This is a genomic window from Psychrobacter celer, assembly GCF_016107555.1.
Classification (GTDB): domain Bacteria; phylum Pseudomonadota; class Gammaproteobacteria; order Pseudomonadales; family Moraxellaceae; genus Psychrobacter; species Psychrobacter celer.
On the sequence record NZ_JABASU010000023.1, the window covers coordinates 1 to 14,400 of the forward strand.

Annotated in this window: 13 protein-coding genes; 10 read left to right on the plus strand and 3 right to left on the minus strand. The window is 46.2% G+C overall.

The genetic code is table 11. The features are described 5' to 3' along the window. Positions 1–78: 78 nt before the first annotated feature. Positions 79–774, minus strand: coding sequence for an elongation factor P hydroxylase (locus JFC05_RS10155; protein ID WP_198336827.1), 696 nt, complete (start codon positions 772–774; stop codon positions 79–81). 215 nt (positions 775–989) lie between these two features. On the opposite strand from JFC05_RS10155, the gene JFC05_RS10160 reads away from it, so the two are divergent. From JFC05_RS10160 to lysM, 6 genes are all read left to right on the plus strand, one after another. Continuing rightward, entirely contained in the window at positions 990–1,583 is a 594-nt protein-coding gene (locus JFC05_RS10160) for a YceD family protein (protein ID WP_105244915.1), read from the plus strand. A gap of 319 nt (positions 1,584–1,902) precedes the next feature. Next, on the plus strand, positions 1,903–2,085 hold the full coding sequence (rpmF, locus tag JFC05_RS10165; RefSeq protein ID WP_010196743.1) for a 50S ribosomal protein L32: 183 nt from the start codon (positions 1,903–1,905) through the stop codon (positions 2,083–2,085). A 422-nt stretch (positions 2,086–2,507) separates the two neighbouring features. After that, on the plus strand, positions 2,508–3,476 hold the full coding sequence (fabD, locus tag JFC05_RS10170) for an ACP S-malonyltransferase (protein WP_198336806.1): 969 nt from the start codon (positions 2,508–2,510) through the stop codon (positions 3,474–3,476). Beyond that, complete coding sequence (fabG, locus tag JFC05_RS10175) at positions 3,473–4,201, plus strand: 3-oxoacyl-ACP reductase FabG (RefSeq protein WP_198336807.1); 729 nt, start codon at positions 3,473–3,475, stop codon at positions 4,199–4,201. Before fabD ends, fabG begins: the two co-directional genes overlap by 4 nt. A 276-nt stretch (positions 4,202–4,477) precedes the next feature. After that, complete coding sequence (gene acpP / locus JFC05_RS10180) at positions 4,478–4,714, plus strand: acyl carrier protein (protein ID WP_068034635.1); 237 nt, start codon at positions 4,478–4,480, stop codon at positions 4,712–4,714. 387 nt (positions 4,715–5,101) lie between these two features. Next, the gene (gene lysM / locus JFC05_RS10185) at positions 5,102–5,611 is read left to right on the plus strand and encodes a peptidoglycan-binding protein LysM (protein WP_105244917.1); all 510 of its coding nucleotides are present in this window, start codon (positions 5,102–5,104) and stop codon (positions 5,609–5,611) included. Positions 5,612–5,813: 202 nt separating this feature from the next. On the opposite strand, the gene queG is transcribed toward lysM, so the two are convergent. Further along, positions 5,814–7,049 (minus strand): tRNA epoxyqueuosine(34) reductase QueG, encoded by a 1,236-nt coding sequence (gene queG / locus JFC05_RS10190; RefSeq protein ID WP_198336808.1) that lies wholly within the window; start codon positions 7,047–7,049, stop codon positions 5,814–5,816. A gap of 85 nt (positions 7,050–7,134) precedes the next feature. On the opposite strand from queG, the gene JFC05_RS10195 reads away from it, so the two are divergent. Continuing rightward, positions 7,135–8,952, plus strand: coding sequence for an NAD(P)H-hydrate dehydratase (locus JFC05_RS10195; RefSeq protein ID WP_198336809.1), 1,818 nt, complete (start codon positions 7,135–7,137; stop codon positions 8,950–8,952). A 140-nt stretch (positions 8,953–9,092) separates the two neighbouring features. Here JFC05_RS10195 and JFC05_RS10200 read toward each other — a convergent pair whose 3' ends face one another. Next, positions 9,093–9,599 carry a DUF4124 domain-containing protein gene (locus JFC05_RS10200; RefSeq protein WP_105244920.1) on the minus strand — a complete coding sequence of 169 codons (507 nt, stop codon included), beginning with the start codon at positions 9,597–9,599 and terminating at the stop codon, positions 9,093–9,095. A gap of 1,033 nt (positions 9,600–10,632) precedes the next feature. On the opposite strand from JFC05_RS10200, the gene JFC05_RS10205 reads away from it, so the two are divergent. The 3 genes from JFC05_RS10205 (at position 10,633) to ilvC (ending at position 14,000) form a co-directional block, all read left to right on the plus strand. Next, complete coding sequence (locus tag JFC05_RS10205; RefSeq protein WP_198336828.1) at positions 10,633–12,345, plus strand: acetolactate synthase 3 large subunit; 1,713 nt, start codon at positions 10,633–10,635, stop codon at positions 12,343–12,345. After that, on the plus strand, positions 12,345–12,842 hold the full coding sequence (ilvN, locus tag JFC05_RS10210; RefSeq protein WP_192994616.1) for an acetolactate synthase small subunit: 498 nt from the start codon (positions 12,345–12,347) through the stop codon (positions 12,840–12,842). Before JFC05_RS10205 ends, ilvN begins: the two co-directional genes overlap by 1 nt. 141 nt (positions 12,843–12,983) lie before the next feature. Beyond that, positions 12,984–14,000, plus strand: a complete 1,017-nt coding sequence (ilvC, locus tag JFC05_RS10215) for a ketol-acid reductoisomerase (RefSeq protein WP_105244921.1) — start codon at positions 12,984–12,986, stop codon at positions 13,998–14,000. The last annotated feature ends 400 nt before the right edge of the window (positions 14,001–14,400 follow it).

A 14,400-nucleotide genomic window follows, 5' to 3' on the forward strand; every position in this document is an offset into this window, starting at 1 on the left:
TTTGTTTATACCAACTTAGTTTACTCTTTCTCATAGTGCTATCCTAAATAATTTTACTTATCTAGGACAGCCCCTAAATTAATTGCACACGCACAAAAAAGTATGCAATAAGGTTTTAGCATCGCGGGGCAGGGTATGAGGGCGGGCGATATAGTCCTCAGCTTGCTGATATACGTCGAGTGCAAAGGTGCTACCGCTGGTATCGAAGTCCGCAAACAAGTTGTCTTGTGACACTTGAAACACACGCCCGCATGCTAAGGTGAATAAACATTCTAGGGCTTGCGGTTTGATCTCTACGCGCTCAAATGCTTGCTGCTGCGCTTCACTACGGCCATCTGGGGCATACCAGTAGCCAAAGTCTGCCAACTGCCGACGTGCCTCACCAGCGATGCACCAATGGCTAAGCTCGTGCAGAGCGCTGGCAAAGAACCCATGCGCGAACTCAATTCTCGCTGGTAGAGTGGCTGTTGCAGGGAAGTATTCTGGCTCACTCTGACCACGAACCAATACAACCTTTTGATGCGCAAACACTGTATTAAACAAATCAATCAGCCAATCAGTCACCGCTTGTTCACTATCTGCTACTGAAGGCTGCTGGCCACTGTCTACCTTTGTAGTAGATATTTTTTGCCAGCCCTCTTGCCAGATTGATAGGTGCGCGTTTGTCATGATTGATGATGGCGTATTATCTGGGTGGCTAGAGGCTATTAAGCGGCTCAGACGCTGATGTAATATCGGCGCATGAATACGGGGCTGGAGGGTAGAAAAGTCCATTGGATGGGTAAAACAAGTCATAGATCGGATACAGAGCAAATAGAGAATAAAGACAAAAGACCTTGTGAGCGAAGGCCAAGCGGCAGAGTGAAGCGACAATGCGGTAAATATAGCCGGTATCAAAAAATAGTAACATACTAGCGCTGGCACCCCTCGGTGCTTTCCGTTAGTATTGCAGGCAATATTATACACCGTTTTGATGAATGAGGCCGCGCATGTCAAACACTTTAGAAAATAAGCCGTCAGCAAATAACACTGACCATAAAAAAGCGTCCGTATCAAGCGTTATGCCTGAAAATATCTCGTTAGATAAATGGGCCGACAGTGGGTTTGAGTGGGCAGGAGAGGTAGAACCACGCAGTTTTGAGCGTTTGGCTGCCATATTGACCACAGAGCATGAGCAACAAATAATACAGCTAAATACTCAATTATACCGTCATAATAATGTGCTGCATCTCGCCTTTACCTTGGCGGGCGATATCTGGCTCACCTGTCAGCGCTGTTTGCAGCCAATTGCCATTGATTTGTCTGATGATTATGACATCGCGTTGTTGGATGATGACAGCCAAATAAGCTTGGTCGATGAAGAGCAAGATTATTTATTACTTGATGAAATCATTCCTGAGCAATCACCAGAAAACTTGCTGCCATTAAAAAAGCTGGTAGAAGATGAGATATTGCTCAAAACACCCATGGCCCCTAAGCACGATGATTGTGAAATGAGTGTTGAGCAGTTTGGTGAGATTCCAGAGGAAGAAGAAAACGAAAATCCTTTTGCAGCATTGGCATCGCTCAAAGGCAAACTATAACCGCGGTGGCAAATGAGCCTATGGCAGATTATGATGCCTTTTATCCGCTTTCTATCAAAGAGTGAAAGGCAGGGCTTTATTAATCCATCAAACATGCGTATAATGTCCGGTTTATTGCATTCTAGCAACAAGTTGCTTGCTGATAGAAGCTGACTGGGCAAATTTTCTATCGATTTTAGACGTAGTCAGCACTTTATGTAGGTGGCAATCTATTTAACCAATGATGCTTAAGACTTAGGTTGTTGTGATTCTATAGCCTCTGTCAGTATCGACTAAAGCTGAATTTTAAGCTTATCCCTTTAAGTATAGGAGCTATATCATGGCTGTTCAAAAAAGTCGTAAAAGCCGTTCTCGTCGTGACATGCGCCGTTCACACCATCGTATGGAAGTGGCTGAGCTAAGCGTAGATGCTACCACTGGTGAAAAACATCGTCGTCATCATATGACCAAAGATGGTTTCTACCGTGGCCGTCAGTTATTTAAGGTCAGTCAAGACGCTTAAGTCGTTGGTTCTATAATGGTCAATACAAAATAATGATAGTACAGGTGACTATCATTATTTTTGTGTTGCTGTTATGAAGCAATTCGCTTTAAGCCAAAAAAAGCCAAGTTATTTCGCTATCATAAATTATGTGGCTGGATAACTTGGCTTTTTGCTATCGTTTTTTTAGACTTTTTGTCTAAAAAGCGTATGATGTTACTCTCTTTTGTAGACAAGCACCGATGCAGCTACCATCTATTAAGTCAGGGTTTTGCTCACCTTTGCCGCACCACCTACTATGATAATAGCGTGTGTCAGTGTATAGTTTACGAATGTTCCGTTTTTTAGACCAAACGTCAAATCAACGGCTTTATACAGTATTTAATAATATAATAACCCCCATTGATTTAGGGATATTTCCAATTAAATAAGGAATATTGGTTATGGCCTCTGTACCCGATATGGTAAAAAAGCAGCCGATTCGTATGGCGGTGATTTTTCCTGGACAAGGATCGCAAGTAGTCGGGATGACTAGCGAGCTTGCTGACATCTACCCAGAGATTCGTGAAACCTTTACCGAAGCCAGCGACGCGCTTGGCGAGGACTTATGGGCAATCTGTCAAGACGAAGAAAAGCTCAATCAAACCCAATATACGCAGCCTGCGCTACTGACAGCAAGTATGGCAATTTGGCGTATCTTACAACAAAAAATCACCACTGCGCCTTGCTACCTAGCGGGTCACTCGTTAGGTGAGTACAGCGCCCTTTGCGCCGCTGAAGTGATCTCACTTGCCGATGCCGTCACCTTAGTGCATAAACGCGGCCAGTTGATGCAAGAGGCTGTGGTCGGTGTAGATACCGCTATGGCAGCTGTGTTGGGGTTAGAGGATCACCGAGTCGAAAACCTCTGCGAGCAAGCGACCGAGCATGTCGATGACGCCATCGTGGGCGCTGCTAACTTTAACAGTCCAGGGCAAGTGGTCATTTCGGGCAACGCAGCTGGCGTGAATGCCGTTATCGATAAAGTACAAAATACGGGCAAAAAATCCATACCTTTGAAGGTCAGTGTACCGTCTCACTGCGCATTGATGGCGCCTGCAAGTGACGCCCTAGCCGAGATATTGGCAGGTATCAAGTTTGATCAAGCCACCATTCCTGTGATTCAAAATCGCCATGCGCGCGTTGAAACCAGTGCCGCTGGCATCAAACAAGCACTGACTGAGCAACTAAGCCAACCGGTCTTGTGGTCACAGACCATGCAAGAGCTGGCTGATAAACAAATCAATGTATTAATCGAATGCGGCAGTGGCAACGTACTCAGCAACTTGGCCAAGCGCCAAGCACAGCCGATTACCAGCTATCCTACAGATAAGCCTGCCCGTCTAGATAAGTTAATGGAGGTGTTATCATGAGCCGCACAATTACCCTAGTCACTGGTGCCAGTCGCGGTATCGGTAAAGCTGTCGCCAAGCGGTTTGCAAAAGAAGGACACTTTGTGATTGGCACGGCGACCACCGAAAAGGGCGCTGAGCTGATTGATGAGTATCTACACGATAGCGGTGGTATCGGCCGCGTATTAGACGTCCGTGATACCACGCAAATCGAAAAGTTATTTGAAGAGATTGAAAGCGTCTACGGTGCCGTACAAGTATTGGTCAACAATGCAGGTATCACCCAAGACGGGTTGCTAATGCGTATGAAAGACGAGGATTGGGAAAACGTCGTCGATACCAACTTAACCTCAGTCTATCGTATGAGCAAACGTGCGGTACGCGGCATGATGAAAGCACGCCGTGGACGCATCATCAATATCACCTCTGTGGTGGCGCAGATGGGTAATGCAGGTCAGTCCAACTATGCTGCTACCAAAGCGGGTGTCGAAGGCTTTAGTCGGACGCTGGCGCGCGAGATTGGCTCAAGACAGGTGACCATCAACTGCGTCGCACCAGGTCTGATCGAAACGGACATGACGGACGAGTTGGACGAGCGCTTGCTAAACTCGATGCTCGACGCTGTCCCCATCAGCCGTTTGGGTCAGCCAGAAGATATCGCTGCTGCTGTACACTTCCTAGCCAGCGATGAGGCCAGCTATATAACTGGCGCAGTCATTCCAGTCAATGGCGGGATGTATATGTAAAGTGACGCACAAGTGTTACATAGAAATAATAAAAAACTGTGTGAACGAGTGTAAACTATAATAAAGGGTGTTATAATGACGGATACTTTTATGTCAAAGCACTGTATCATGACAGGACTTTAGTAGACATTAGACAGACTGTATCAGGTGTCATAGAGTACTCAGACGGCGATGTCGCTGATCTGGCAAATCCCATTTTATATACCCTGCTATAGAGTGTAGACTGCACGCTATAGCAGTTTATTAAAAATAATAGATGATAAAGGAGCAATCTACATGAGCAACGATACCGAGCTAAGAGTTAAATCAGCTGTGGCTGAGCAATTGGGTATGAACGTTGAAGACATCAACAATGACGCCTCATTCATGGAAGATCTAGGTGCAGATTCACTAGATTTGGTTGAATTGGTAATGTCATTTGAAAGTGATTTTGGTATCACTATCCCTGACGAAGACTCTGCAGAGTTGACGACGGTTCAAAAAGCAATCGATTACGTACAAGCCCAGCTATAATGCTGTAGTCATCTGATTGGCTCAGCCAGTCTAAAAAGCCGCTTGCCCTATGGGTTGGCGGTTTTTTGTGCTTGTCGCATTTCATATATGGACTTCAATGGTACATTTGAGTGTTTAACAATCTCAAAGTATTAACATATACTTTATGAAATTAACATTACTCAACATACTCTTACTATTTAAATGAAGCGTTTTTGTTATACTCAAAATGTCGACGTGATGCAGACATCGTTGTATATGGCTTGATGCTGTGTATGAATTAATTGCATATGAAGTCATCGTATTAACGTTTATATACGAGGAAGATGACTGACATCACTGATAGTGAGACATTATCTACAACAATAACGATGCATAACAAATAACAATAGTTCAAGGAGTAGTTAGATGGGTATTTTTAGTTTTGCAAAAGACATCGGCGAAAAAATCTTTAACCGTGATGATGCCAAACATGACGCCAAATCAGAGACCAAAGCAGATGCCAACACCCCAGTACAGAGCACTGAGCCTTCTGCCCAGTCAGTAGCCAATATTTTGCTTCGCCGTATTCAGCAGCAAAATCTGAATATCAGCAATCTAAAGATCAAATACAATGGTACGACAGATACTGCAGAAATCAGCGGTAATGCCAAGACACAAGCAGACCGCGAAAAAGCCATTATCGCTATCGGTAACGTGCAAAATGTAGCAAAAGTCATCGATAATATCGATATCGAAGAAGATGCTCCAGAATCAACCATGTATACGGTAAAATCTGGCGATAGCTTATCGAAGATTGCCAAAGAAGTGTATGGCTCATCTGGGGATTATATGAAGATTTTTGAGGCCAATAAGCCCATGTTATCTGATCCAGACAAAATTTACCCAGGTCAAGTCTTACGTATTCCAAAACCTTAATGTGATAGCTTAATACAATAGGCAGATAAGCCTGAGATTACTGTATTAAAAAAATTGCTCATTGGCAAAAAAGCGTCTCTTACATAAGAGACGCTTTTTATTGGGTAAGAGATTGTTGACATCACTGGTTAAAGCTATTTGACTAAGCAGCGACTCGCCATAAGAAGCGACTAACCGTAAGCAGCTGTGATGAGACAGGATATTAAGCATCATTATCGCTGAGCTTTTGTTGTTGTTCAGCGATTGCCCAATGTATATGCTCGTCTAGCATGGCGTTATGGGTCTGCAGCTTAGCCTGCAACTGGGTAATGACCTCTTGACTGCCGTTGGCATTGCCAAGTGCAATCGCGATATTGCGTAAAAAATTAACGTAGCCTGTGCGTCTAAGCGGGCTGCCTTGAGTTTTTTGCATAAAATCCGCTTCTTGCCATTGCCACAGCTCAAGCAAACTGCTGTTGTCAAGACTGTGCCGCGGTGCAAAGTCTTCGACAGTTGTAATATTGGCATAACGGTTCCACGGACAGATGAGCTGGCAATCATCACAGCCAAAGACGCGATTGCCAATGGCGCGGCGATATTTTTCATCGATGATACCATCATGTTCGATGGTCAAATAAGAGATACAAGCAGAGGCGTTTAGCTCATAAGGCGCGACAATGGCCTGAGTGGGGCAGACATCAATACAAGCGCTACAACTGCCGCAATGCGACTTGACAGGAGCGTCGTCTGGCAGCTCGAGACTGATGAACAGCTCTCCTAGTACAAAAAAAGAGCCTGCTTGTTTGTTGAGCAGCAAAGTATGTTTGCCTGTCCAGCCAAGACCAGCGGCATCTGCGATTGGCCGCTCAAAGATGGGGGCTGAGTCGCTAAATGGCCGAAAAACAAACTCTTGCGCCGAGCCGATATTCAGGTGTTGCCATTCAGGAAGCATGGCTTCGATTTGTAATGCCAATTGCTTTAGACGACTGCGCATGGTTTTATGATAGTCGCGCCCTCGTGCATAACGCGCTATGATGCCTTGATTGGGAAAATCGTTATCAGCGACCGTCCGCGGCGTAGGCGTCTGCGTCAAATAATCCATGCGCACACTGACGATGGTTTTGGCACCTTCTACCAGTTGATCGGGGTGAGCGCGCAAATGGTGATTGTTGTGCATAAACTGCAGCTGTCCTTCATAGCCTTTTGCCAGCCACTGCTGTAGCTGCGTCATCTGCTGAGCAAATAATGGATGATGCACGGAGAGAAAACCACAGTCCCCAAACCCCAACGTCTGTGCTTGAGACTTAATCCACTGCTTGACATCCTCGGCACTTGTGAATGGTGAGTCACTTTTGACGTCGATTTTTTTGCTAGGTACCTGCGATAGGGGAGCAGGCGTCGCAGCCGCTGTCTGGCCGTTAGAGGTATCGGGTAAGTCCGGTTTTGAGAGAGTAGACATAAAGAATAATAAAAATCAAAGAAGTATCGCTATGATAAGGCAGTGAGTATGGAGTGCAAGCATAAAAATGAATAAAGGAGCAAATATGAAACCGGATTGTCATTTATCAGCATTAGCGTCAATAATGCCCAATGAGACCACGGCACTGTATAACAGTGAGCAGGTCTATGCCATGGAGCAGGCTTGGTTTGCACAAGGGCATGATAGCTTTGGGCTTATGCAGCAAGCAGCGTGGCAGATGGCGCAGTATATACAAAAGGCACATGAACAAAAATGCGCGACGGCCTCTATTAACGGTACACCTGCCCGTCGTCATAGGTATCAGCAGCGGGCAAGTATTTGGGTAGGTAAGGGCAATAATGGCGGTGATGGCTGGCTCCTTGCGCATTATCTACAGCGCATGGGCTGGCAGGTACAGGTCGTGACAGTTGGTTTTAGTAAAGACGATCTTGAGACAGATAGCTCTAAAATACAGGATACTGATATAAATAGTGCGACATCTATCTCTGATGCCGAAAGCGCAAAACAAACAGCATTGGCAAAGGGGTGTCGTTATCAGCGCTTTGAAGAGATGTGCGCTGAGTGGGACGCTAGCCCTGATATCGATGCTGATACGAGTACATGGCAAGCGAGTGGTTATGCAGTGGATGCTGATGTCTATATCGATGCAATCTTTGGCATTGGGTTGGACCGTGCGCCAGCAGGCATCTACCAGAGCGCTATTTATCGATTTAACCAATTGGCCAAATGCTATAAGCCGTTTGTGATTGCGGTGGACATTCCTAGTGGTTTGGTCGCGGCGACAGGTGAAGTGTTTGCTGGTGCCGCGATACAGGCAGATATGACTCTGTGCTTGGTGGCGCGTAAGTTTGGTCTGCATACCAAAGACGGTATGGATTATAGTGGCCAAGTCGTCGACATCGCGCTGATACCTTATGCGCTGGAGGATAATGCTCTTAAACCGGTGGCAAAGCTGGTCACAAGTGCGTACGCTCTAACCCCTCGCCAGCAAAACAGCTATAAAGGCAGCTATGGCCATGTGCTCATCATCGGTGGCAACCGTGTAGATGGCTCGCAAGGGATGGGCGGTGCGGCGATACTATCAGCTTCTAGTGCCATGGCAACGGGAGCAGGTAAGATCACTGTGGCATGTCATGAAGCTTTTCATGCAGCCTTGCTGACCTCACTGCCTGATGCCATGACGATAAACCTACATGATGTCGATGGGGTAATGCAATTGCTTAAGGGAGCCAGCGTCATCGCTATCGGTATGGGCTTGGGACGTGATGATAAAGCCAAAAAATTATTTGTCTGCTATCTAAAAGCTGCCATTGCAGAAAAAAAACCAATCGTCATCGACGCTGATGGCCTGTATCATCTGGCGGATTTGCATAAGGAGCATCACCCGCTTATCGCCGCCTTGCAACAGCATAGCGCCCATCACTCAGTCTGCCTGACACCGCACAGTGGTGAAGCCGCAAAGCTATTAGGTATGGAAGTCAGTCAAGTAGAGAGCGACAGATTGGCTGCTATTAGACAGTGTGCGACAGATTATGGCGGTGATTGGGTATTGAAGGGGGCAGGGTCATTGGTGCTAGAGCAAAGAGAGCAGCAGGCACAGATTTATGTCTGTGCGGCAGGCAATGCAGGCATGGCGACAGCAGGCATGGGCGATGTCCTATCTGGCCTGATTGCTGGACTGCTGGCGCAAAATGACTTGATAAGAGAGTCGCGCGGTCTACAGCAAGCAGTGCTTCTACACGGTATGGCAGGCGATATGTTGATCAATCAAACCGATAAAACGGCGTTATTGATTGGTCAACGAGGGCTACAGGCGCAAGATATGCCGGCGGCCATTCGTCATGTCATGCAGGAACTTACCGTCAGTGATGACAGCTGGTAGTAAGATCAACAGTAAGACCGATAACGCTATAGGTAGGGCGTGTCCTCAATTGAGTAGATAGTCATCTAAATGGGCGAGAGATGAAGGCACGCCCCAATCCACTGGCATAAGCGGCGAACCGCAATGCGCCGAGCGTTAGTTTACAAGGCTGCAGAGTTACCACAATATTGATCAATTGCTTGCTGCACCCGTTCACGTTTTAGCTCAATCTCTCGGCCATCCAAATATTGACGTTTGCCATTGGCATCCATTTCATAGATACGGCCACCGACATTGAGGTTGGTTAAGTTATTACGTAGTGACTGACAACGCTGTGCATTGGCTTGTGCCTCTTGCTCTTTGATGCGAGCCTCTAGCTGTGCCACGCGTTGCTGCTCGGCGGTCTGAGCATTGCTACTTTGACTGGCATCTGTTTTTCCCGCCATTTCTCCGGCGTTGTTTTGCCGTCCATCGCTGCGAAATTCAATTAACTCGACATTTTTGCCATTTTGCGGTGCATGTTGGCTATATTTTACTTCACCGTGCGCGCCGATAGACTTATACACTTGAATAGCATGACTGGCGCTCATCGACAGCATTAGCATACCTGCCATACTCGCACTGACAAGGAGTTTGGTAGCAGTATATTGTGAAAACGCATATGCCATAGCAGAGTTCCTCTTAAGTGGCAAAATAAAAATATTGGTATAAATATAACACTCTAGTATTTAGATGGTACTAAAAATGTACCGAGGTTTGATTCTATCAAATAATTCTTATCAATGTATATTATTTAATAACCAATAGTTAGGGATAGGAGATATAAGTTTTTCTTGACAATAGCTGATAAACCATCGAATATAAGGACAGTTGATTGGTCAGTGAGCGGCTTTTATGATATTGCCGTGGCACTTGAGGACAAGGACCACAGGTTACTTATCGGTAGCTTGCACGGTTTTGTTTTCTTTGTGATGATGTGTTGTGAGGGTGATCAGGAAGACCACCACAAATCACAAAATACATTGTCTCCGGACTTATCTGTCTACAATGACTAAGATAAACTTGTTATTTGAACCCTACTAAGTGTCATGCTTACGTTTGTCTCAAAAACGGCTTGATATGTAATGATAATACGAAATCAATAGTCGGTTATAGGGCTTAACGACCTTGTTATCCGCCACTAACCATGAGTGCTATCTGATTTGTTTATAATGATTTATGTATATTGTGTCAACGCCTTTGCATCCGTTAGTCTGACAGATGCTAAGTTTTTAAAACAACGGTTTTTAAAACAAAGGTTTTGAGAACAGCTGCTTGGTAATCCCCTTCAATAATAAGATTCTTTTATAGATGCACTCGTATCTTGTCATCGTACATCGATAACTTCCTGTCACAAACTGACCTCAATACCTTGCTGTATTTGAGTCTGATGCTGTGTCCAAACAGTATGACTTACGTATGGTGGGCACACATTCTTGATATGGATAAGAGTTGGCGCTTGTTTTATGGTGCTAAAAATCACACCAGTCGGTAATGGTTTTTATTATAAAACACCGCAAATTCTCGCCGCAAAAAAAGGTGATGACAGTGACGCAAACCACGCAAAGTCCGAATATGACCGGACATACCCAGACGGGTAATGCCGCAAAAAACTTCGAAGAAAAACAGCAACGTCTTGCAGAGGGTAGTGCGCAGCCAGTGATGCTATCTGGTGCTGAGATGTTGGTGCAATCGCTGACCGATGAAGGGGTTGACTATATTTTTGGTTACCCAGGTGGCGCGGTACTTCATATTTATGATGCTTTGTTTCAACAAGACGCCATTGAGCATATTTTGGTACGTCATGAGCAGGCCGCAGGTCATATGGCAGATGCCTATTCACGCGTGACAGGCAAGACAGGGGTGGTGCTCGCCACCTCAGGCCCTGGTGCGACCAACACGGTGACGGCCATCGCAACCGCCTTTATGGATTCAGTTCCGATGGTGGTGATTTCAGGTCAGGTGCCAAGCAGCTTGATTGGTGAAGACGCTTTCCAAGAAACAGATATGGTTGGGGTATCACGCCCTATCGTCAAGCACAGCTTTCAGGTGCGCCATGCCAGCGAAATCCCGATGATCGTCAAAAAAGCCTTTTATATCGCCCAGTCTGGACGCCCAGGTCCTGTGGTTATCGATGTGCCAAAAGACATGACGGCTCCTAGTGAAAAGTACGCTTACGAGTATCCTGCTGAGGTATTCTTGCGCTCGTATCAGCCATCACAAAAAGGCCATAGCGGTCAAATCAAAAAAGCGGTTGAGAACCTATTATCAGCGCAGCGCCCTGTCGTCTATGCTGGCGGCGGTGTGATTTGGAGTAAGGCCCACGCAGAGCTGACCGATCTTGCTCATCGTTTAAACTTACCTGTGACCAATACATTGATGGGGCTTGGCACCTTCCCAGGCTCCGATCGTCAGTTCTTAGGTATGCTAGGTATGCATGGCACTTATGAGGCCAACATGACCATGCACCATGCGGATGTCATCTTGGCAATTGGTGCGCGCTTCGATGACCGCGTGACCAATAACGTCAAAAAATTCTGTCCAAATGCGACGATTATCCATATCGATATCGATCCGGCTTCCATTTCTAAGACGATCAATGCCCATATTCCAATCGTCGGGGATGTCAAGGCGGTCTTGACAGATATGCTAGGTATCATCGGTGATGACAAAGAGCTTGAGCAGCACGCCTTGCAAGATTGGTGGTCACAAATCAACGAGTGGCGTACGCGTCATGGCTTGCGCTACGATACCAGTACCGATGAAGGTATCAAGCCGCAAAGCGTCGTCCAAGCACTGTGCAAAGTGACAGATGGCAAAGCCATTATCACCAGTGACGTCGGTCAGCATCAGATGTTTGCCGCTTTATATTATACCTATGATGAGCCGCGTCAATGGCTAAACTCAGGTGGTCTTGGCACCATGGGTGTAGGACTGCCTTATGCAATGGCGGCCAAGCTTGCAAGGCCTGAGCGCGATGTGGTGTGCATCACTGGTGAAGGCTCTATTCAGATGAATATCCAAGAGCTATCAACTTGCTTGCAATACAATCTACCTGTCAAAATATTAAACCTAAACAATGCTCAGCTGGGTATGGTTAAGCAGTGGCAAGACATGCTGTATGAAGGCCGTCACGCACAGTCTTATATGAATTCACTACCAGATTTTGTGAAGTTGGCAGAGAGCTATGGTCACGTCGGTATCAAAATCACCGATCCTGCGACGATGGAGGCTCAGTTGGCCGAAGCCATGGCAATCAAAGACAGACTGGTATTTATCGATGTTTATGTCGATCGTCATGAGCATGTATATCCAATGCAAATCGCGGGTCAATCCATGCGTGATATGTGGTTAACAAAAGGGGAGCGCACCTAATGCAACAACAACATCTGATTTCGGTATTGATGGAAAACGAAGCGGGTTCGTTGTCGCGTTTGGTCGGCTTGTTTTCCCAGCGTGGCTATAACATCGAGACGCTAAACGTCGCGCCCACTGATGACCCAAGTATCTCGCGTCTGACCGTGACGACCATTACCTCACCTGAGCGAATCGAGCAAATCACGAAACAATTGCATAAATTAATCGAAGTGGTTAAGGTACTGAATCTGACGGATAATATCCATGTCGAGCGTGAGCTGATGTTGATCAAAGTGCGCGCGACTGGCAGCGTACGCGAGGAAATTAAGCGTAGTGCTGATATCTTCCGCGCACAAATCGTGGATGTGACATCCAATCTATATACCATCCAAATCGTCGGTGATAAAGCCAAGCTCGACGGCTTTATCGATGTGATTGGCCGCGAGCGTATTATGGAAGTGGTTCGCTCAGGCGTCATCGGTATCGCACGTGGAGAAAAAACCCTAAGTCTTTAGTCGGCAGTAGTGACTAATACTGTAAACAATGTAGTTTATTATCAACAGCGCGCTCATCTTAGCCCACACTCTATGAGAATGGTTGAAGTAGGAGCGCTTACTATCCATGGCACGCCATGATTGAGGAAAAGGACTCTATTTATGAACGTTTATTATGATAAAGATTGTGATCTATCGATTATCCAAGGCAAAAAAGTGGCCATCATTGGCTACGGCTCACAAGGTCACGCCCACGCGCTGAACCTACAAGACTCAGACGTCGATGTCACCGTGGGCCTACGTGCCAACTCGGGCTCATGGAAAAAAGCTGAAAATGCTGGTCTAAAAGTCGCTGAAGTCGAAGAAGCGGTAAAAGCGGCCGACGTTGTCATGATTTTGACGCCTGATGAGTTCCAAAAAGAGCTGTATAATGAAGTAATCGAACCCAACATCAAAGAGGGCGCTACCTTAGCTTTCGCGCACGGTTTTGCCATTCATTACAACCAAGTAGTGCCGCGCGGTGATCTTGATGTCATCATGGTCGCACCAAAAGCGCCAGGTCACACAGTACGTTCTGAGTTCACCAAAGGCGGCGGTATCCCTGATCTTATCGCAGTTTACCAAGACGCATCTGGTCAAGCCAAGCAGTTGGCGCTATCTTATGCAGCAGGCGTGGGCGGTGGCCGCTCGGGTATCATCGAGACGACGTTTAAAGATGAGACAGAAACCGATCTATTCGGTGAGCAAGCAGTACTTTGTGGCGGCGCAGTAGAGCTGGTCAAAATGGGCTTTGAGACGCTAACTGAAGCAGGTTACGCGCCAGAAATGGCCTATTTTGAGTGCTTGCATGAGCTAAAGCTTATCGTCGACCTCATGTATGAAGGCGGTATCGCTGACATGAACTACTCAATCAGTAACAACGCTGAATACGGCGAATACGTCACTGGTACAGAGGTCATCAACGAGCAATCACGTGAAGCGATGCGCAATGCCTTAAAACGCATCCAGTCTGGTGAGTACGCGAAAATGTTTATCTCTGAAGGCGCGACCAACTACCCATCAATGACTGCCCGTCGCCGTAACAACGCTGAGCATCAGATCGAAATCACTGGTGCCAAATTGCGTGCTATGATGCCATGGATCGGTGGCAACAAGATCATCGATAAAGACAAAAACTAAACCAAAACCCCAAGCCTACGCTTATAAGTAGCCATATACGCTATCTTTATACTGGCTGCGTGAGACAAACCCATGTTATCAATAGATAGCATGGGTTTTTTGTAGGTGGGTATGGGCTAAGAATAAATGATATGGGTTGAAAAACAAAAAACGCTGCCCAATATAGGCAGGCATTACGGTCTTAATTATGGTGGCTAATAGTGATGATAATCGGTGCGTATAGCAGTTATAGTTAGCTGAATGTAAAACTGTTATGGATTGAAACGCGCTACTGGTATAAATTTTACTTGCGTGCTGCGTTCCCAGAGGTTGCGCAAAATTCATCCCAGTAGCGCTATGACATTTTTATAGTGTATCGACTATAGCTGCCGCGCATTTTTTGTTGATGGTTGCCGCCATC

Excerpts from the sequence above, each read along its gene's own strand:
- JFC05_RS10155 (WP_198336827.1), bottom strand. The coding sequence starts at position 774 with ATGGACTTTTCTACCCTCCAGCCCCGTATTCATGCGCCGATATTACAT.
- JFC05_RS10160 (WP_105244915.1), top strand. The coding sequence starts at position 990 with ATGTCAAACACTTTAGAAAATAAGCCGTCAGCAAATAACACTGACCAT.
- rpmF (WP_010196743.1), top strand. The coding sequence starts at position 1,903 with ATGGCTGTTCAAAAAAGTCGTAAAAGCCGTTCTCGTCGTGACATGCGC.
- fabD (WP_198336806.1), top strand. The coding sequence starts at position 2,508 with ATGGCCTCTGTACCCGATATGGTAAAAAAGCAGCCGATTCGTATGGCG.
- fabG (WP_198336807.1), top strand. The coding sequence starts at position 3,473 with ATGAGCCGCACAATTACCCTAGTCACTGGTGCCAGTCGCGGTATCGGT.
- acpP (WP_068034635.1), top strand. The coding sequence starts at position 4,478 with ATGAGCAACGATACCGAGCTAAGAGTTAAATCAGCTGTGGCTGAGCAA.
- lysM (WP_105244917.1), top strand. The coding sequence starts at position 5,102 with ATGGGTATTTTTAGTTTTGCAAAAGACATCGGCGAAAAAATCTTTAAC.
- queG (WP_198336808.1), bottom strand. The coding sequence starts at position 7,049 with ATGTCTACTCTCTCAAAACCGGACTTACCCGATACCTCTAACGGCCAG.
- JFC05_RS10195 (WP_198336809.1), top strand. The coding sequence starts at position 7,135 with ATGAAACCGGATTGTCATTTATCAGCATTAGCGTCAATAATGCCCAAT.
- JFC05_RS10200 (WP_105244920.1), bottom strand. The coding sequence starts at position 9,599 with ATGGCATATGCGTTTTCACAATATACTGCTACCAAACTCCTTGTCAGT.
- JFC05_RS10205 (WP_198336828.1), top strand. The coding sequence starts at position 10,633 with ATGCTATCTGGTGCTGAGATGTTGGTGCAATCGCTGACCGATGAAGGG.
- ilvN (WP_192994616.1), top strand. The coding sequence starts at position 12,345 with ATGCAACAACAACATCTGATTTCGGTATTGATGGAAAACGAAGCGGGT.
- ilvC (WP_105244921.1), top strand. The coding sequence starts at position 12,984 with ATGAACGTTTATTATGATAAAGATTGTGATCTATCGATTATCCAAGGC.